Annotated in this window: 21 protein-coding genes; 6 read left to right on the top strand and 15 right to left on the bottom strand. The window is 38.8% G+C overall.

All coding sequences use genetic code 11. From position 1 onward, the window contains the following. Positions 1-33 precede the first annotated feature (33 nt). Positions 34-345: a metal-sulfur cluster assembly factor gene (locus AC1FXZ_RS11080; RefSeq protein ID WP_480053524.1), complete on the top strand. Its 312-nt coding sequence runs from the start codon at positions 34-36 to the stop codon at positions 343-345. Between the two features lie 139 nt (positions 346-484). Here AC1FXZ_RS11080 and fabI read toward each other — a convergent pair whose 3' ends face one another. After that, the gene (fabI, locus tag AC1FXZ_RS11075) at positions 485-1,264 is read right to left on the bottom strand and encodes an enoyl-ACP reductase FabI (protein WP_480053522.1); all 780 of its coding nucleotides are present in this window, start codon (positions 1,262-1,264) and stop codon (positions 485-487) included. Positions 1,265-1,433: 169 nt separating this feature from the next. Beyond that, the gene (locus AC1FXZ_RS11070) at positions 1,434-1,682 is read right to left on the bottom strand and encodes a hypothetical protein (RefSeq protein ID WP_480053520.1); all 249 of its coding nucleotides are present in this window, start codon (positions 1,680-1,682) and stop codon (positions 1,434-1,436) included. 195 nt (positions 1,683-1,877) lie between these two features. Here AC1FXZ_RS11070 and AC1FXZ_RS11065 point away from each other — a divergent pair, with 195 nt between their 5' ends. After that, the gene (locus tag AC1FXZ_RS11065; protein ID WP_480053518.1) at positions 1,878-2,366 is read left to right on the top strand and encodes a pyridoxamine 5'-phosphate oxidase family protein; all 489 of its coding nucleotides are present in this window, start codon (positions 1,878-1,880) and stop codon (positions 2,364-2,366) included. Positions 2,367-3,232: 866 nt separating this feature from the next. On the opposite strand, the gene AC1FXZ_RS11060 is transcribed toward AC1FXZ_RS11065, so the two are convergent. After that, complete coding sequence (locus tag AC1FXZ_RS11060) at positions 3,233-3,586, bottom strand: ArsR/SmtB family transcription factor (RefSeq protein ID WP_480053516.1); 354 nt, start codon at positions 3,584-3,586, stop codon at positions 3,233-3,235. Continuing rightward, positions 3,587-4,012 carry an SRPBCC family protein gene (locus AC1FXZ_RS11055; RefSeq protein ID WP_480053688.1) on the bottom strand — a complete coding sequence of 142 codons (426 nt, stop codon included), beginning with the start codon at positions 4,010-4,012 and terminating at the stop codon, positions 3,587-3,589. 362 nt (positions 4,013-4,374) lie between these two features. Between AC1FXZ_RS11055 and AC1FXZ_RS11050 the strand changes: the two genes are divergently transcribed. Both AC1FXZ_RS11050 and AC1FXZ_RS11045 read left to right on the top strand, forming a co-directional pair. After that, positions 4,375-4,695: a PadR family transcriptional regulator gene (locus AC1FXZ_RS11050; RefSeq protein WP_480053514.1), complete on the top strand. Its 321-nt coding sequence runs from the start codon at positions 4,375-4,377 to the stop codon at positions 4,693-4,695. Continuing rightward, positions 4,692-5,414 carry a DUF2812 domain-containing protein gene (locus AC1FXZ_RS11045; RefSeq protein WP_480053512.1) on the top strand — a complete coding sequence of 241 codons (723 nt, stop codon included), beginning with the start codon at positions 4,692-4,694 and terminating at the stop codon, positions 5,412-5,414. The genes AC1FXZ_RS11050 and AC1FXZ_RS11045 overlap by 4 nt, the downstream gene beginning before the upstream one ends. A gap of 175 nt (positions 5,415-5,589) precedes the next feature. Here the strand turns inward: AC1FXZ_RS11045 and AC1FXZ_RS11040 are convergent, their stop codons facing one another. The 7 genes from AC1FXZ_RS11040 to AC1FXZ_RS11010 all read right to left on the bottom strand — a co-directional run bounded on the left by AC1FXZ_RS11040 (position 5,590) and on the right by AC1FXZ_RS11010 (position 12,546). After that, a complete protein-coding gene (locus AC1FXZ_RS11040) occupies positions 5,590-6,195 on the bottom strand; it encodes a response regulator (RefSeq protein WP_480053510.1) in 606 nt (201 codons plus the stop codon). Beyond that, positions 6,176-7,309: a sensor histidine kinase gene (locus tag AC1FXZ_RS11035; protein WP_480053508.1), complete on the bottom strand. Its 1,134-nt coding sequence runs from the start codon at positions 7,307-7,309 to the stop codon at positions 6,176-6,178. Before AC1FXZ_RS11035 ends, AC1FXZ_RS11040 begins: the two co-directional genes overlap by 20 nt. A gap of 88 nt (positions 7,310-7,397) precedes the next feature. Beyond that, positions 7,398-8,084: an ABC transporter permease gene (locus AC1FXZ_RS11030; protein WP_480053506.1), complete on the bottom strand. Its 687-nt coding sequence runs from the start codon at positions 8,082-8,084 to the stop codon at positions 7,398-7,400. After that, on the bottom strand, positions 8,081-8,815 hold the full coding sequence (locus tag AC1FXZ_RS11025; RefSeq protein WP_480053504.1) for an ABC transporter permease: 735 nt from the start codon (positions 8,813-8,815) through the stop codon (positions 8,081-8,083). The genes AC1FXZ_RS11030 and AC1FXZ_RS11025 overlap by 4 nt, the downstream gene beginning before the upstream one ends. Before the next feature lie 3 nt (positions 8,816-8,818). Continuing rightward, on the bottom strand, positions 8,819-9,763 hold the full coding sequence (locus AC1FXZ_RS11020) for an ABC transporter ATP-binding protein (RefSeq protein WP_480053502.1): 945 nt from the start codon (positions 9,761-9,763) through the stop codon (positions 8,819-8,821). Between the two features lie 177 nt (positions 9,764-9,940). Further along, entirely contained in the window at positions 9,941-10,342 is a 402-nt protein-coding gene (locus AC1FXZ_RS11015; protein WP_480053500.1) for a hypothetical protein, read from the bottom strand. Continuing rightward, a complete protein-coding gene (locus AC1FXZ_RS11010; protein ID WP_480053498.1) occupies positions 10,342-12,546 on the bottom strand; it encodes an MMPL family transporter in 2,205 nt (734 codons plus the stop codon). Before AC1FXZ_RS11010 ends, AC1FXZ_RS11015 begins: the two co-directional genes overlap by 1 nt. Before the next feature lie 227 nt (positions 12,547-12,773). On the opposite strand from AC1FXZ_RS11010, the gene AC1FXZ_RS11005 reads away from it, so the two are divergent. After that, entirely contained in the window at positions 12,774-13,469 is a 696-nt protein-coding gene (locus AC1FXZ_RS11005) for a response regulator transcription factor (protein ID WP_480053496.1), read from the top strand. Then, complete coding sequence (locus tag AC1FXZ_RS11000) at positions 13,466-14,860, top strand: sensor histidine kinase (RefSeq protein ID WP_480053494.1); 1,395 nt, start codon at positions 13,466-13,468, stop codon at positions 14,858-14,860. The genes AC1FXZ_RS11005 and AC1FXZ_RS11000 overlap by 4 nt, the downstream gene beginning before the upstream one ends. 227 nt (positions 14,861-15,087) lie before the next feature. Here the strand turns inward: AC1FXZ_RS11000 and AC1FXZ_RS10995 are convergent, their stop codons facing one another. From AC1FXZ_RS10995 to AC1FXZ_RS10980, 4 genes are all read right to left on the bottom strand, one after another. Continuing rightward, positions 15,088-16,614 carry an AbgT family transporter gene (locus AC1FXZ_RS10995; RefSeq protein ID WP_480053492.1) on the bottom strand — a complete coding sequence of 509 codons (1,527 nt, stop codon included), beginning with the start codon at positions 16,612-16,614 and terminating at the stop codon, positions 15,088-15,090. Between the two features lie 32 nt (positions 16,615-16,646). Beyond that, positions 16,647-17,828, bottom strand: coding sequence for an amidohydrolase (locus AC1FXZ_RS10990; RefSeq protein WP_480053490.1), 1,182 nt, complete (start codon positions 17,826-17,828; stop codon positions 16,647-16,649). A gap of 244 nt (positions 17,829-18,072) precedes the next feature. Then, entirely contained in the window at positions 18,073-19,374 is a 1,302-nt protein-coding gene (locus tag AC1FXZ_RS10985; RefSeq protein ID WP_480053488.1) for a hypothetical protein, read from the bottom strand. Positions 19,375-19,511: 137 nt separating this feature from the next. After that, complete coding sequence (locus tag AC1FXZ_RS10980) at positions 19,512-19,883, bottom strand: iron chaperone (RefSeq protein WP_480053486.1); 372 nt, start codon at positions 19,881-19,883, stop codon at positions 19,512-19,514. Positions 19,884-19,896: the final 13 nt, after the last annotated feature.

Raw genomic sequence — 19,896 nt, 5'->3', positions numbered from 1 at the left:
GTTCTTAATCAATAGATGAAAAGGGTGAATAAAATGAAAGAACCATTAATTGAATCTATATATGAAGTATTAGAAGAGGTAAATGACCCCGAATTGGGCGTTGATATTGTAAATTTAGGACTTATTTATGATGTAAATGTTGATGCAGAAAAAAATGCTTCCATCGAAATGACAATGACTTCCATGGGGTGCCCGATGGCAGGAGAAATTATCGCTGATTTGAAATCAAGAGTTTCTCAAGTTAAGGAGATCAACGAAGTCCATGTCGATGTCGTTTGGAGTCCACCATGGTCAAAAGAGCGAATGTCTCGTTACGCAAAAATTGCACTTGGCGTTCCAAATTAAGAAATGACTAGCAGCAAAGATCTTACGTGACTTATACGTACGTATTGATAGCCCCGAAAGTTTGTCTTCCGGGGCTATTTTATCTCCTGTTAAAGGCTAGTGTTCCTTGAACAAGAAAAAAAGTAGTCGGTTTATCAGCCTAACCGATTATATTATATCCTGCATCTACATATACAATTTCACCTGTGACTCCTCTAGATAGATTACTAAGCATCGCGAGAGTCATATCGCCCACCTCTTCTTGTGTTACGTTTCGTTTTAGAGGTGCCACTTCTTCAATTTTATGAAGGATTTCATTAAAGGAACCAACTCCTTTAGCTGCAAGTGTTCGAATCGCTCCAGCAGAAATAGCATTCACTCGAATATTCTCTTTTCCTAAGTCTGCTGAAAGGTATTTTACTGACGATTCAAGTGCTGCTTTTGCTACTCCCATAACATTATAACCACGCACAGCCTTCTCAGCTCCAAGGTAACTCATTGTCACGATCGAACCACCTTCTGTCATAAAAGGTTTTGCTTCTCTGGCAACCGCTATTAGAGAGTACGCGCTCGTATCTTGTGCAAAAGCATAGCCAGATCTTGAAGTATTTATAAATTCCCCTTTTAAATCTTCTGAATTTGCAAATGCAACTGAGTGTACAATTCCGTGGATCGTTCCGAATTCTTCCCCAATTTTTTGAAAGGCATCTTTAATACTTTCATCATTGTTTACATCGCATTGCACGATTAATGGAGCAGGATAGTCATTTTGCATTAATATCTTATTTAATTTTCCCAGTGAACGTTCTAATCGGTAGGTAAAAATAAGATTCGCACCAGCTTTATAAAGTGACTTAGCTACACCCCAAGCAAGGCTTCGTTCATTTGCAACGCCCATGATTACAATATTTTTCCCTTTCAATTTAAGCAAATCTTCCATTTCGTCCTCCTAAGTTGGCTAATAAGCATTATATATGTAGTCTTATAACCAGGTACTAATTTCAGTTTATCATATTTCCATATTAAACTAAACTCTCTCAATAAACAAAAGAGTAATCCCTCTCTTTATGCATCGCACCCGTTATTCCAATATGATACAACAAATTATTCTATACAAAAACAAAAACAACAAACAGAATAACAGCTATTGGAAAAATAATAAAAAACCAATTTAACGCCTGTAAGAATCGCACTAAAAAACTAAAGTCTTCTTTTCTAAATCTTTTAATATACAGAAGAGAAATTAAACCAATGATCGGTGTTAAAAAAGCTAAACTCCCGTAATTCGGTTCGGAAGCATCTATTAATTCTGCAAACAATAAATAGGTCAACAGAATGTTTAAAAATAACAATGGCAATGGAATCCACAAATTGACTTTTTTAGATTTATTATTAGCCAGATAAATTCCCCTCCCTTGACTTTACTTCAACTATCCTACTCATTCATTTTAACATTAATTCCCTATTATCGGATAAAGAGGAAGTTAGGATCCACTATACTGAATAAAAGTTGGTATAGAGGGGAGTATATAACCACGAAAGAGGTGATAGAAATGTCTAACATGATGAAGCAAGATGAAATTGAAACATTAAGAAAGTTAATTAAAGATGTAGACACTGCCATGTTGACTACGGCTACTGAAGAAGGACTTGTTTCTCGTCCCATGAGAACACAAGAAGTAGAGTTTGATGGCGACTTATGGTTCTTCACTAAAAAAGAGACGAATAAATATGATGAAATATTACATAATCAAGATGTTAATGTGGCATATGTAGGTAAATCGTATGTTTCCGTCCGTGGAAGAGCGGAAATCGTTGAAGATTTAGACAAGAAAAAGGAATTGTGGAGCAAAGTACACGAGAAAATTATGCAAACTTCTTACGATGACCCTAACGTAATCTTGATCAAGGTAAAAGCGGAAGCAGCCGAATATTGGGAAGAAGGAAATTTCATAAAGAAAATTGTCTTTTACTATAAACGCATGACAGGGCAAAGCTCTAAAGCGACAAACATGAATGAAACGTTGGAATTGAATAATTAACAACAAAATTGGGTTGTCTGGTTATAAGACAATCCATTTTTGCAGTGTGTGCTATTCGTGATTATCGAAAAAAAAGAACGACTGATAAAATCAATCACACCTACTTCTGTCTCTTGATTTCATCTAAAAGTTGGATAATGAGATAATTTTGTTCAATTACCTTATCATTTTGTTTTCGCAGTTTTGAAAATTCCAGTACACAAACTAGCAAAATGATAATCATAAAAATTAGAATTAAAAGCATTTACTCAACCTCACATTTTAGTTTCTATATTATTAATTTTTACTGATTAATAACCTTCAGTAAATTTCCCCTCCAAGTTCCTCGAGAAAACTGTTAATCTAACCCTAACATAAATGACAAGAAGTTGAGTATTAGGAAAATGATATTAAAATAAGGGTGTACTCGTAAAGATTATTGCTATAAGAAAATTTTCACTCGTAGTGAAATGAAGTGGAAGTCACTCGACTCCTGTGGGATTTAGAGGTAGGGGCGAGACGCTACAGGCGCAGCCGAGGAGGCTGGCACCACCTCGAGGAAAAAGAAGGCGTCAGAAGGAGAGACTGGAACCCTGAAACAAGAGGAAGGGGAAAAAGAAGGCGTCAGAGGGAGTGACTGGAACCCTGAAATAAGAGGAAAAGGAAAAAGAAGGCGTCAGAGAGAGAACCCCCCTTTAAAAATAGCCGTATTCCTAGCTCTAGCCCACGGAAAGCGAGTGCTGCAGCGACATGGAACGAACATGTGAATACACGTAAGCCCAAAAACAACAAAGTATGCGAGTCAGCCTAAAATAAAGAACCCCCATTAGTTGAAATTCATGAAAAAAGCTGACAATAAATTGTCAGCTTTTGAATTACATCACACATTATTCACGGTCTTTTTTTATACCTGGAAATGTATTTTCATCATCATTTTCAACTATATGTTTAAGCATCGCTAACTTGTTATTCCAAAATTGCTCGTAATAAGCTAGCCATTGTTTGACTTCTGTTAATGGTTCAGGCTGCAATTGATAAATTTTTTCTCTACCTACTTTTCTCCCACTGACTAAATTTGCTTCTGATAGGATATGAAGATGTTTTGCTATGGCTGTACGACTAATTGGAAAATGAGATGTTATTTCTGAGATAGCTAAGTCTTTGTTGGCAAGCAATCGCAGTACTTCTCTTCTAGTTGGATCAGCAATAGCTTGAAATACATCATGCTTTGCTGCTCCCATTTATCCTTCAACTGCCTTTCGAAGTTGTTCATTAACAATCCCAACCCATCCATTATCCATTCTCTCACGAATAACAGAGCTTTTCTCGTTCGCTTTTGGAAGAACCGTATCTGGTGATTTCCAGCCACCATGGATAAGGGTAAACTCCGTTTTTCCATCCAAGTCTTTTAATAGAAAAGAAACGACCCAGCCATCTGTATCCCATGAAAATGAAATCTTGTTCGGCTCATCCACTTCTAGCACTTTACATGGAGATGGACCAAATGGAGATTGTACATGGAACTCATGTCCAATTTCAGGTTTAAAATCATTTGGCATAAACCACGATGCAATCCCTTCAGAAGTTGATACCGTATCCCATACTTTTTGGATAGGTGCTTCAAATATAACTGTTTGTTTAATATCTTGTAATGTTTCCATTTTCATTTCTCCTTTATACGATGAATACATAACACCTTTTGGTTTCACATTGAATGATATAACACCTTTTGGTTTCACGTCAACATAAATCTTCCTATATTATTTTTTTCTAAATGAGTGCTATTTATTAAACTGGTTTTCACCATAAGACATAAACTAGCCATTCGCCCCCCATCGATGCTCTGATACATGTATATAACAACTACTTGCGATCCCATCAAACTTGTCTTTGTTCACTTTCAAAAACGACTAATGTATCAAATTGTGATATATCTATAGACATAAGTATCACATAATGATATATTATATTTGGATATATATCACTTTATGATATATTTTGATCGTCATATAGAAGGTGAGGTACTACGTTGAAATCAACAGAGCAATTAACAGATTCAATGTTCTATATTATGGCTGCTTTAACGAAACCGAGGCATGGTTACGCTATTATGAGCTTAATTGAAGAGGCAACAAATGGCGCAATCTCAATTGGCCCTGCTTCCATGTATACGATTATTAAAAAGTTATTAAAACAAGAGTGGATTTATTTGCATGATGGAACGGATTCAAGACGTAAAACATATCTGCTTACTGAAAAAGGAAGAGAAGTATTGGAAGATGCTGTGAAGCTAAGAAAACAAATGATTCTCTTAGCAGAAGAGGGATTAAAGAAGGAGGAGGAAGGATGAGACAAAGTAAATATGTTATGTCAGGTGGGTTAGCTTTTGCTGAGGATAAGGATATGGAAAAATTACGCCGATTTTCTTTAAAAGGTTGGCATGTCAGCTCCTTTAAGTTTATGGGGTATACACTCGAAAAAGGACCAAGCTCAGATTATATCTATAGTGTTGATTATCGCTCATTAAAAAAAGAGGATGTCGACGAATATCTAGACTTCTTTTCTGCTTCTGGATGGACGCATATTACATCTCAAGGAAATATTCACTTATTTCGCGCAGCACCTGGCACGAAGCCCATTTACAGCGATCGTGAGACGGTGGTTGAAAAGCACGATAACTTAGGGAGTTCCATGAAATGGACGGCCATTTCATTGGTTTTTATAACCTCGCTCATTTGGCTTGGAACATTACTAAGTTCAGATTCGTTACAATTGACACTAGCTGTAATGGCTGTCATCCTCACTGCGATCACCATTCCAATGTCATGGACTGTAACTGCCGTATACACCAATAAGTGGAGAGCAGAAGGACGAAGAGATTTAGCCAATCTAACAAAAACGTTCCCAATCCTTTTTCTCGTCTTAGTTGCTGCAAGTATACTAGTTGTTGCTGACTTAGGCAGTGTATTTCGCTTATTAGCATTTATGATAATTGGAGCGATCACACTTCCGACTGCTATTTGGGCCATAATGTCTCTTTCCCATAAGCTTAGTAGAAAAAGCGAGTAGGTTAGTAGGAAACATGGAAAAATGAATCTTAATTTCAAAAGAAAAACCCCAATTCATCTTCTCAATTTTTGATATGTCCTATAATCAGATCGTCCATGAGACGGTCTTTTTATTTGAGATCCTGACTGTTTTATCACTCTTTTGTTTCCACGAAATGCTTTGTTCTTTTATACACTTATCTTTTCAAATAATAAATCGCTAACTGCGTTCTATCGCGAAGCTGTAATTTTTCTAAAATGACAGACAAGGTGTTGCGAACCGTGCCTTCGCTAATATAGAGTTGTTCGGCTATTTCCCTGTTGGAAAGACCTTGGGAAACTAGTGAGGCAATGTCCTTTTCGCGTGGGGTTAACTGCTCTATCTCCTCCCTTTCGACAGGATTGGTAAGTATTCTTAGTACATCTGCATCCAAAACAGTGGAGCCAGTTACTATTGCCCGTAGTTTCTGTGCCATGCTGGAGACCTCTGTTGTTTTAATTAAATACCCAACGGCTCCTGCTAGAATAGCAAGACGAATATTCTTTTCATCTTTAAAAGTTGTTAGCATCATAACCTGCACGTGTGGCCATTCTGCCTTGATTTGCCTTGTTGCCTGAATGCCATCCATAACAGGCATTTGGATATCCATCAAAACAATGGACGGTACTTCTATCCGACAAGCACTAATCGCTTCGGCACCATTATGAGCAGTCCCTATAACATCGATGTCCTCTTCACGCGAGAGAAGAACTTTTAAGCTCTTACATACCAACGGGTCATCGTCAACGATCAAAATTTTCATAGATGGCACCTCCTTTATTCTCATTCTCTAAGGGAAGAACACAGATTAACAAAAAGCCATTAGCAGTATCAACAGATATACTGCCTCTCACCGCTTTAGCCCGGTGACGAAGGTTTCTCAAGCCTACACCCGTTCCTTGACCTTCTCCTTTTTCAATCCCGTCGTTATAGACAGATAACCTCAAAATATGAAGGCTGATATCTAAGGATATTTCTACTCGGGTTGGTACGGCATGTCGAATAATATTCGTTAAGGCCTCTTTTAAAGTCGGATAGAGGATCCCCCACAAGTGGGCAGGAACTTTAGACGTATCGCCATAAACATGAAAGTTAACCGGACATAGGCTAAATTGGTCACTGATTTCTTGAAGCCCCTCTATCCCAAGTTCTTTTACAGGTTTTAAGTTATGTACGGTTTCCCGTAAGTAGACGGCACTTCTGGAGAGCCGTTGCTGCAGTTGAGAAAACATTTCTTTTGCTTCAGGATCTCCTTGTTTCCAAAGTTCCTCAAATGCTTGCAAGGCAAGGACGGATGCTGTTAGTTCGTGGCCAACATCATCATGGAGCTGCTGAGCGATTCGGTTTCTTTCTGTTAGCTCGGCCATTCTCGCCCCTTGCACACTAGATAAAAGGAGTTCTTCTTTTACATTTTCTAATTCGTAACGATCCCGTCTTTGCTGGTCAGATTCCTTCTGATATCGTTTCATATCATGGTACCATCCACCAAGAATGGCCCCAGACAAGCCTGCTTGAATAAAGACCGCAATAAGAAAGATCGTTGTTTCTGGGTGAAAGACGGCAAAAATGACCGTTGGCAAACTAAACCAAAGCTGCTTCTTATACATACTTTCAAATACAGGCAACGCCAAAGCATAGGCTGCAAAGGGAATAAAAAGAACAGCTATTACACATACTGCCTGGTCGATGAGAGTGGTCCACCCCGGCAGTTGAAAGCGCCAACGAGCCAATGTCATGATTGCAAGAAACAACAGAAGGATTACTCCACCTTCGTTGCCACCGTCGTATAGCCATAGCAAACTAAGTAGAAGTAATCCAAGTGTACGCCAAATCATCATTGCTGACTTTGGAGTCCATTTTTCCCATTTGTTATTCATTCATGCTCACGTCCTTATCATCATACCTCTATCGTACCAAAATAATAGGAAAAATCATTAAACAGCTCCATTTTTTATGTGTATGATTCTATGCGAGTCTTCTTCTGCTACCTAATAAAATGAACGCGATACAGAAAAAGAGCATGACGACTACCGGAGTGAGGAGTTCATCGATCGGTGCACCATAGGCCACAAGGATCGTTGCTTCTGCTATCCAATAGGTTGGCAATAACATCACGGCACGTTGAAAAGATTCAGGCATAATCTCTACCGGCCACATGATTCCTCCAAGCATTGCCATAATAATAATAATGCCACCTAAAATGCTAAAAGCCGCCTCCTTGTTCCGGAATAACGAATACCATGCTAAGGAAAATCCTAACGCGGTCATGGAATAGACAGTGTAAATGAGGAATAATATCCCCGGTGAAGGTAAGCTGTCTCCGTGAACGAGCACCCCTAACATGACAAACACTAGATTAACAGCAGTCAATATAACGGTATAGGCTAATAAATTTTGCCACAAGTACTGAAAATGACTGATCGGCGCCACACTGAGCCGTAATAGCGTCTTATTAACTCGATCCTCTAGGATGATGCCTCCAAGCTTTGAAGCAATAAACATTAAGATGATTCCATAGTAGTGAAATCCAAGTGGCAAGGGAGGCCATTCTCCTATTGGAAGAAAGATGGCCCCAACCGGGAGAACGAGCAAAAAGATACTATTTGATTTTTTACGAAAAAACCGTTTAAATACAAAGCTAAATACCGTCATTCAAGCTCCCTCCTTCCTAATAACGAAGCAACGATTGCTAGTACGATGGAGAAGCCAAGTAAGATGAAGAAACTGATGATTGCTTGATCCCAGTTTTGCCCTGTAATGTTGGCATAAATCATGTTTTGCCCCAAGGAAAAGGGATTACTGTACGTGGATAGAAATTCAAAGAATACACCATCAGGCAATAGGAACCACACCTCTGCGACCATTAAGCAAGCCAAACCAAATCCAGTTCCTAACCGTTCTGCCGTTTTGTAATTTTTCACCCCTAACACAAAGGTAATAAATACGAATTGACTAACGGTTGAGACGACCAACAAGGTAAAAAGCACAAAACCCAAATTTCCCCAGTTAACATCATAGAAAAAGAATGTATATATGACAACCACAAAGCTCTGCAGTACATTAAAAAGTGAACTAGTAATTAAAATGGCATAAGCGTGATGATGAGGACGATAAGGCAAGGCATACACTCGCCATTTCATAGAAGACATCAGATCCCCTTTTACATACTCCATCGTATAAAATCCACCGAACAAAAGGAAGGCAAGCATCATCGTGATCGCAACTTCATCCTTCACCGGGATGCCGAGAGATCCATTTACGGCATCGTCGGCGATTAGACCTAATACAGTAATTAATGCTACGGGGAGCAATATCAGGATCGCCATGCCAATATAATTGCGCAGCATACGGCGAAAAATATAATAGCTTGATCTTAGAATCATCGTTTACTCCTCCCCACCATCACGGAGGCGTTTCCCTGTTAGGGTTAAGAATACATCCTCCAAGGTTGGCTTTTCTGCAGAAACAAAATGGATTCCACCAAAATCCTTGGCGATGGATAAAGCACGATCCAGACTCCCCGCGCCTACTTGGGAAATGATCTGTATTTCCTTACCATTTAAGGTTACTCTTTTTACCCCTTCTAGCTTACGAAGCTTTTCTAAAAGCAAATCTGTTGGCTCCACTACCTCCATCTTAATTTTTTCTTCATGCTGGATTTTGCTCACTAGCTCGCTGATCGTCCCATCGGCAATGACATGTCCCTGATCCATGATCACGACACGCGAAGCGAGATTTTGAACTTCCTCCATATAGTGCGTAGTATAAAGAATGGTGGTGCCTTGCTCATTCAATTTGCGTATTGTTTCTAAAATATGATTGCGCGATTGTGGGTCAATCCCCACTGTCGGTTCATCCATAATTAAGAACTTAGGTTGATGTACAAGCGCACAAGCAATATTGAGCCTCCTCTGCATCCCTCCAGAAAATTTCGTAGGAAGCTTACGGGCATGCTCTGTGAGGCCAACAAATGCTAAAGTTTCGTCTATCCGGTTTTTCAATTTTTCTCCCTTGAGTCCATAGATACCACCGAAAAACTCCAGATTTTCTCTAGCACTCAGATCAGTAAATACAGTAATATCCTGTGTTACTAGACCAATCTGCCGTTTGATTTCCATCATATTTGATCGGAGTTCCTTGCCAAATACTTTCACCTCTCCAGAATCAAAACCGATCATCCCTGCTAAAGCATGAATGAATGTCGTTTTCCCTGCTCCATTTGGACCTAATAAGCCAAGGATTTCTCCTTCACGAATTTTCACCTCCACATTATCTAGAACTAACTGTGAGCCGTAACGCTTCACCACATTTTTCATCTGCACCACTGCCATAAAATCCCCTCCTCGTACGTCTTATTACTATTAGCTTACTTGATCCAAGGATATACAGAGTAGTTACAAATGTAATGAGTGGCCGCAGTGCTCTTTTATCCGGTTTGGAGCACGAAAAAACACAGACTCACTTGAACAGTCTGTGCTTTCTGCTAGTCTAACTTAAATTGTCTTTTCTCACTCTTTGTCCACGATCTTGTTACCAAAAACAAACGTCATCACTGCAAACACGACAAAACCTATCATTAAGATGGAACCACCAACGATGAAAAAGATTAGAGAAAATGTTTCTGATATCCACTCAGGATTAAAATAATACAGATACATTCCAGCAGTAAGGCCAAATGTCCCTAATATTGAACTCCAAACATGAAATATTGCCAGTTTAGATTGTTTAGGGATGGCATATAGTGCATAAAAGGAAGCAAAGGCAAATAAAGACAACCACCCAACAACTAATATGTGTGTATGAATAGGACGGAACAAATGAGAACCTGCCCCTGCCATATGTGAACCAATATAAACACCAATCACGGCATAAATAGCTGAAAAACGTAATAATAATTTAGATCTGTTCATTATGATACCTCCCTTGATTTATGAATCTGTTTTTTACTAGGCCACCAATTCCATTGTTTTAATAGTGTAACGATCGCTGGGACAAGCATTCCACGAATGAGGAAGGCATCCATAATAATTCCAACCGAAACGATAAAACCGAACATAAATAACTCTAAGATCGGCTGTGTCATCAAGACAGCAAAAGTAGCTGCTAATAGTAAACCAGCAGACGAAATTACTCCACCTGTTAATGCTACACCACGTCGTGTTGCTTCTTTTATAGTAAACTTGCGATTTTCTTCACGAATACGAGAAATTAACATGATATTGTAATCGACCCCAAGTGCTACTAAGAAAACAAATGCGTATAACGGAATTCGATAACTCATCCCTTCGAAACCAAAAACATGCTCAAAGAAAAACCAACTAAATCCCAAGGCCGAAGCAAACGAAATTAAAATTGTCGTCATCATATAAATCGGTGCGACCACAGAACGGGTATGAAAGATTAACATGATAAAAATAACAAGAGTCACAACACTAGCTACAACCCATGTATCCCGATCACTAATTGCTCGAATATCGGCCGATTTTGCTGTTTCTCCAGCAAAATGCAATGTATATTGCTCACTACCTAATCCACTGTTCTCTAACAACTCATCTTTTCCAGTGGATAAATAGTCTAGAAGATCAAGAGATTGTTGTTCGTATGGATTCATCGAAAGAATGAGATCAAACTTTAAGGCTTGCTCTGATTCACTTAACAAGCGATTTCCATGACCACCACCTGCTTCAATTCCCTCTCGATCCGGCAATGTTGTAGAACTCACTCCGTCTAATTGTACTAACTCCTGATTCAGATTTTCAAGTGATATGATTTCTTCTTCAGATAATACAAATCCATCCTTGTTCTCGATTAACACCGTCGTTGGTGCAAGTTCCCCCGCAGGAAAACGGTCTTCGATCTGTTCAAACCCAACACGAGAATTCATATCCTCTGGAAAAGATTGAATGATGTTAAAAGAATATTGAATATTACCAAGGTTTGTTGCATTAATAAGTAGAAAAACAAGCACTAAACCTCCAGCAACTAAAGGCTTATTTGTCACAAATGAACCTATTTTACCCCAAAAACGATTTTTCTCCAACGTCTTCTCCCCAACCTTTGGAATAAATGGCCAGAAAGAACGACGTCCTACAAGCGTAAATAAAGCAGGAACTAGTGTGATCCCAGCAAGTAACACGATCGCAATGGTAATCGCAAAAACAGGTGCAAAGTTTTGGTACGGTCCATATTGAGCAAGAAGCAAAACAAGCATCGCTGCAAACACTGTTCCACCACTAAAAATAATTGGTTCCGCGACTCCTTTTACAGCCTCTTCCATTGCTTTGTGCTTATCTTCTCTAACTCTTAGTTGCTCTCTAAAGCGTGAAAAAACAAACAGGCTATAATCGATCGTTGCACCAAACAATAAAATCATTACGATCGATAACGATTGTGATTCTATTCCAAACACTCCATTTGCTGCGAATAACCCTAATACACGATCAACGATTTGATACGTAAACGCAACTGCAACTAAAGGAATAATAGCTAGCAATGGTGAACGATAAATCACAATGAGCAAGATCAGAACCAAAATAATAGTAGAAAATAATAAAACTAGATCAGCATTAGAAAAGATCGCAATTGTATCAGAAGCAATTCCTGCAGGACCAGTAACCAGTAGTGTCCCACTTTCTAACACAGTTTGACCGTATTCCTCTATCCCACTTACTGTATCATGAATATCAGCCATTTCAAGATTTTCAAACAGCACAACTGGTAATACAATCGTTGAGCCATCTTCAGAAGCAAACATCTCTTTTACCTGATCAGGAAACTGGTGAAACGGAACAACTGAGTCAATGGTTGTGAATTCAGTCTCTTCATCTAACCACCGGCTGACTTGATCAACTTCAGCAACATTACCTTCATTCCACTCTGTTTGATTTTGAAAAACAAGTAATGCTAAAAGACCACCCTCATCAGGGAAATATTCATTCAGCTTTTCACTAGCAATGACTGATTGTACATCCTTTGGTAAATCATTTTCTCCTGTATTTACGGTGTAGTCATTCGCAGAAGGAGCCATACTTAATAACCCAGCAACCAACACCCAGACTAATAAAATCAACCAAACGCCTTTACGATTTGACGCAAACGTAGCTAACTTTCTCATTTCCATCCTCTTTCCTACGATTTTTAACCAACGTTCAGACAACGTTTTCCGAACGTGCAATTGCGATTTTAATATCTTAATATGAACATAACGTTAACAAAAAATATTTCCACAGCGTTAACACTCTATTCATATTTTTGTGTAAAACTAGGGATTAGCTTTTCCATATCGGACAGGCTTTTACGCATACTAAGAACGAACGAGTACAAGTGAGGAAGGATTGCGTTATGAACAGTTTAATCAAAATTTTAACGATAGAAGATGATCCAAATATTACCGAACTCATTGATTTGTATATGGTGAAAATGGGATTTCAATCGGTAGCTGCCTACGATGGTGAATCGGGACTAGAGATGTATTTTAAAGAACGTCCAGACTGTATTATTTTAGATTTAATGTTGCCGAAAGTCGATGGGTGGGAAGTTTGTAAAACCATCCGAATAGAAGATAAAAATATACCGATCCTTATGCTTACTGGCAAAGGGGAAAGCTACGATATCGTGAAAGGGTTAGAGCTTGGTGCAGATGATTATATTGTAAAACCCTTTGACCCACATGAGCTGTGCGCTAGAGTGAAGGCGGCTTTAAGACGGACCAAATCTTCAGAAGTGTACAAAGAAGATGTAACCTTCTCTAATTTAGCGATGAACATGCAGGAGTATAAAGTTTTCATAAGTAAGGAAGAAGTAAAAATGCCACCGAAGGAAATCGAATTACTCTATTTCTTTGCTTCTAATCCAAATCAAGTCCTCTCAAGACAACAATTATTAGATCGTGTCTGGGGGTATGACTTCGATGGTGATCCCAGAACGATTGATGTTCATATTAAACGTGTAAGAGATAAATTAAACTCCTATTCTTCTCAATGGTCCATAACGACAGTTCGTGGAATAGGCTATCGATTTGAGGAAATAAAAGAATGATTAAAACAAAAAAGATTTTCACAAAGTTATTTTTTAGTTATGCGTTGATCATCCTTCTATCGTTCTTGTTGTTCGGATTAGTCTTTCTTTGGCTTTTTCATATTAATCTTTATAGCGATTATGAAGAAACATACTTTCATCATTACGATCAAGTTACGAATCACTTTGAAGCAATGGAACGGTTTCAGTGGGACGAACAAGAAGCAGCTGCCTCCCTTCAACCATCTTTAAGTCAAAAAGATTTTAGCATATATATCTTTAACTCCCTAGGGGAAAAAATCTATACTCCTAATCAGACTGTCATTCAAGAAAAGCACATTGACCAGGAGTGGATACGAGCTGCTGCCAAAGGAGAGATGATTACGAACGGTGGTTGGACCGATGGCGTTTTAGGCTATTTCATAGCGTCACCACTAACAGATCACCACGACAATCAACTTGTGATGGTGATGGTTTTTCATGATCTAGACCACGAATACCAACAAATCGTCTTTATGATTTTCATTACATTTACGATCATTATTGCCGTAACAGGCATTTTCCTTTGGTTTATTTCAAAGAAAATCACTGCACCCTTACAAGAAATGAATAACAGCGCCTTGCAATTTGCCAAAGGTGATTTTACACAATCGGTCGATGTGAAAACGCGTGACGAAATCGGTCAACTCGGAGAAACATTTAACCATATGGCTGCTGAGCTGAACAACTTAGAAGAAACTCGTAAAACGTTTATTGCCAATGTTTCTCACGACTTACGCTCTCCACTAACTTCGATAAAAGGGTTTTTAATTGCGTTGCTTGACGGTACCATTCCTGAAAAACGAAGGGAACATTACTACTTATTGATGAAAGATGAAACAGAACGAATGATCAAATTAGTCAATGATACTCTAGATATGACTCGGTTAGAAGCAGGTCAGGTAAAGATTGTGCCGAACCAATATAATCTAACAAAACAATTACAAATGCTTGCTGTGAAACTAGAACCACACTTGGCTGCTAAAGAAATGGAAATCCAGATCACCCCCGATCATCAAGAAATTATCGTCTTTGCTGATCAAGATCGGATTGAACAGGCTCTAATCAATCTCGTACAAAATGCGATTCAAATCTCACCTGACAAATCGGTTATCAAAATCTTTTTAGAAAAACATTCAAATCATGTCCATATCAAAATTAAAGATCAAGGTGAGGGAATTAGCGAAGAACAACTCGAACACATATGGAAGAGGTTCTACAAAACAGATAAAGCAAGATCGAACAAGACCGGTGTCGGCATCGGTTTGGCTATTGTAAAATCAATCATGGATTTACACGATACTGACATTACTGTGAACAGCCGTCCCGGTGAAGGAACAACCTTTTCTTTTTCATTACCAGTAAATGAATAAAAGCGTCTTAGGGTTTTTTTATTAAAAGTAACTCTTCCCTAAAAACACAAATGTAGTGTCAAACATTTCATACAAAAATAAAGGATAGATGAACATGATCTAAATTCATGTTTTCATCTATCCTTTTTTTCATGCAACTGTTAGTCAAAACTTAAGGGACTGCTCATCGCAACAGCCCCAATACTTTATTAAATCATTTAATTTGGTACGAACATTACCCACTCACCTTATAAATGAACTGGCCCCTCAGGACCTACTGGAATACCTAGTAAGTACCAAATGACAACGATCACGATCCAGAATAACCCGAAGAAAAGTGTATACGGGAATAACGCAGCAATTAAGCTTCCTAACCCGATGTTTTTATCAAATCTCTTTGCAAATGACAATAGCAACACGAGATATGGCACCATTGGTGTAATCGGATTAGTAATCGCATCACCGACCCGATACATTGCTTGTGTAAATGCAGGATGATAATCCAAAAACATAAACATAGGAACGAAAATCGGAGCCAAAATCGCCCATTTTGCCGAAGCACTGCCGATTAATAGATTGATAAAAGCTACAAAAAGAATAAACATAACAATTAAAGGAACACCCGTAACCCCAATATTATTCAAGAACTCTGATCCTTTAATCGCAATGATGGGACCTAAATTACTAGAAGCGAAAAACGCTAGTAATTGTGAAGCGGCAAAGACTAACACGATATATGGACCCATTGTCGACATCGACTTTCCAAGTGCTTCGCCAAAGTCACGTGAACTCTTGATCGATTTTGCTCCAATTCCATAAAAAAGACCAGGGATGAAGAAAAAGATTGCCAGTAATGGGACAATCCCACCCATTAATGGAGAATTTTCAATGATTGAGCCAGTTTCAGGGTTTCGTAAAATCCCGTTTTCAGGAAGAACTAAGAAAAGGACTGCAATCGTGAAAATCGTAGTGGAAACCCCTGCCCATCTTAATCCACGTTTTTCTTCAGGAGTAACTCCCTCAAGTTCATGAATTTCTCCTGTATAAGTACCAAAGCGTGGAATCGTAAACTTATAAGTGACCCAAATTGCTACAAATAGCAGAACTACGGCTGAAACAGCGATAAAATAATAGTTCATCGCTGGATTTACGAGATAGTTAGGATCCACAGTTTGTGCAGCTGGCCCTGTAAATCCGGCGACTAATGTATCTGACATTCCAAGGAAAAAGTTAGCAGCAAAAGCTCCTAAAGTAGAAGCATACGCCGCTACCAAGCCGACTAGTGGATGATAGCCAAACGCCATCATGATCGTAGCCGCAAGAGGTGGCAGGACAACTGGACCTGCATCTCCAGCTACATTCCCTATTATCGCTAGAAGGATAATGGAAGGGATTAGTAGCCTTTTTGGGGTGGAGATAACGGCACGTTTCATGATCGCGTTAAAAAATCCACTCTGTTCAGCAAGTCCTACACCGATCATTACGACAAGAACAAGCCCAAGAGGTGGGAAGGTACTAAAATTTGTAACCATGTTTGTTAAAATAGTAACTAAACCTTCCCCATTTAGTAAGTTATTAGCCACGACTTCTTCCCCAGTAACCGGATGGGTCGCAGATACATTGAATAAACTTGTCACAAACGATGCAATTAATGTTAGTCCACACAGAATGAAAAATAAAACAATTGGATCAGGTAACTTATTACCACCATACTCGATCGAATCTAACAGTCGATCAAATATAGTCCTCTTCTCGTTTTTCAATTTCCTGGGCAAGGGAACCCTCTCCTTTTCAATTTATTCGTTATTTATTTCGAAGTCAGTGTTAAAGCTGTTAATACGTGGAACTTCAGCCCCACTTTTAAAGCATCCTCATCGATATCAAATTTAGGATGATGATGTGGATACACAATGCCCTTCTGTTCATCCCCTGCACCGATCATGACATAACAACCCGGTTTCTCATCACTAAAAGCTGAGAAATCCTCCCCACCTAGCATTGGATTAATGTTTTCTATAGTGTTATCTTTGAAATGTTCTTCAAGCATCGCCTGTAAACATTCCGTAACGTCCGGGTCATTTTGCACTGGATTATAGCCATACTGATATTCGATTTTTGCCGTAGCTCCATTTGCCTTCGCAATTCCATCGGCTATTTCTTTGATTCTTTGTTCAATTAATTCTCTCGTATCTCCATCAAGAACTCTAACAGAACCACCAATTTCAACTGAATCTGGAATAACATTAAGAGCAGTACCGCCTCCTAGGAACTTCGTTACCGAAACAACTGCAGAATTGAGCGGGGAAATAGTCCGAGATACAATATGGTTTAAGGCTGTCACAATTTGTGCCCCAGCAGCTAATGGGTCAACCGTAAGTTCAGGAGTTGAAGCATGTCCACCTTTTCCTTGAATTTTAATATCAAAAACATCACTAGCCGAGGTAATCGATCCTTGACGAATGCCTATTACTCCAGATGGGATGGTTGACATTAAGTGGATACCTGCTACTTGATCGACTCCATCCAACACTCCTGCTGCAACCATTTCCTGTGCGCCTCCAGGAGGTAATTCCTCTGCGTGTTGAAAGATAAAAACAACCTCACCATGTAATAAATGTCGATAGTCTTTCAATACTTTTGCTGCCCCAAGCAGCATAGCTGTATGACCATCATGCGCACATGCATGCATCAACCCTTCTTTCGTGGAAGAAAAAGGGAGTTCCGTCATTTCTTGAATCGGAAGTGCGTCCATATCTGCACGTAATGCTACAACCTTACCCGGATTCTCCCCTTTTAGACGTGCAACAACACTTGTTTTTGTTGGTCGCTCGAGTTCAAATCCACCAAATTCTTGAAGTACATCATATACATATTGGGATGTTTCGTACTCTTGAAAAGATAACTCAGGATGTTGATGCAAGTAACGACGCCATTCCAAAACATTTTGAGAAACCTCTTCAATCTGTTGCAAGATTTGTTTCAATTCCAAAATAATCCTCCCTAACTTAAAAAAATCTTAACGAAACTTTCGTTAAATACATCCTGTTAATGAAAGAAGCAGTTAAAAGATTCATGTGTTATAAACAAAAAAAGTTTTATGAACAAAAAACTTAATTTTGCGAATATATAACGAAAATTTCGTTATATACATATTACGATAAAGTACGTCTCCCTTCAACAATTTTTTTCATTCCATAAAACCCCAAATAAAAAAGCACCCTTTTATGGAATGCTTAGTTTAAACGATAAATTTTCATTGGTCTCCCTCGGTGGTGGTGTGACTCCTCCCCTATATACTGTGCAACACCCACTTCACACATTGCAGCAACGATACGCTGGGCATTTCGTTCACCCATTTGAAGATGGGCTGCCAAATCTTTAGTCGTAAAATCCCTCCACCCCATTTTATGTATCAAGGCTTCTATTTTCTTAAACGTTTTGATAGGGATTTTCCCTTTTTTTAATTTCTCAAAAAAATCTTTATCATCTGTACGATAGGCATACTTAAGTTCTTTGTCCTGTTTTACCGACTCAATAATGGTTCCATCATCCTGAACCATAACAATCCCTTGTTCTTCTTTTTTCTTCGACTGCTGGAGGGCACGATGAGCGTTAATTTCTGCCGATAATACTGTTTTTCCGAAACCAATCCCCACGGAAACAGGAGTATCTGCTTCAAGTGACAAGGAATGAGCTGTTTCCTTTAACGTCTGAAGCTCTCTTTCAATGGCACCTCGAGAGCTAAAGATCGTATAACGTCCATTCCCTTCCTCGTATAGAGAGCCATCAACCTTTTCACAAAGCTGGATAAGCATTTCCTTCATCCTAAGCTCCAAATACTGGATTTGGTAGGTTTTCTCCATTTTCTCTTTGATCGAGTCAAAATCTTTCAGATCGATTTTTTCAACACCAATCTGAGTATCTTTATAGTAGGATGTCTTTATCTTTTCAAAGAAAACCCGTATCGTTTGAAAAATTTCAATACGAGTCGGATACAGCAAATAAGCCGGAACACCTGCTTTCGTTAAAGCCTCATGAACAGTTGGATAACACGTTAAAACACCATCGGTCTTTTGTTGTTGCCATAAATCATAATGGAACTGAAACAGGTCCTTGGAATCAATGTCCACATCAAGCGTTTTTACGTAAACGTCCTTCACCAATTTTTTCACTTGTTCCAAGCTCTCTCCCTCCACTACCTCAGTAGCAGGGATCATATCTATGCTTAATCGATTCACTAATGTTCCTTGAGAATAAACAAGTTCCATAAAAGCTTTATAGATACTGGATTCCGTTGAGAATATGTAAACTGAGTTTTCGTCAGTTAACTGTTTTTGTTTCGCAGTCATATACGGGATATAACCAGAGTATAGCCAAAAATCAACTTCGTGTTTATGTTCAATTACAATATTCTCTACCTCTTTTACCTCTGTATATGAGTAAGGGATAAATTCCATTTGTTGTTCCATTTCACAAGCTAATTTGAGAATCCGCTTTACGGACGTGCTAGGCCCAACAACTCCGATTTTATACACTTTTTATTCCTACTTTCTAATCTATTTCTACTGTCCTATCATACTAATTTTAACATGTCTTATTCACCTAACAAGCTGTTAGATCGAGCATGATAAAAGGAGCTGCCATTTGGTAGCTCCTTTTATTGGGCAACTGTCTATTTTCGCCAAAAGGTCGAACAGTCTGCCTTATCCAAAATATTAAACTCGATCATTTTCTCAAGCAATGAGAAATCAACCGGCTGATTCCACTTAATCCGTACCAACTCCTTAGTGTGACTATAGCCGGCCTTTTCAATTTCTTCAATAAAACGAGAAATCGTTACTCTCTCAGGGGCAACAGCCAAATGTTGTTTGGCTACACTAAAGCCAATAATATAAGTGCCATGATCGGTAAACATAGGCTGATTCCACTTAATTTCCTGCACCAAATTGGGAAATTTCTCAGTTATCCAAGTCAAAACTTCTTCCGTTCGGGCCCGATGTTGTGGGTTATCAATAGTCGCTAAATAATCAGTGAAATTCTCCATGTTATTGCCTCCT

This window comes from Halalkalibacter sp. HAAS-P014, from assembly GCF_056619965.1.
Note: the sequence above shows the minus strand (reverse complement) of the source record. Positions and strands in the feature narration are given on the sequence as shown.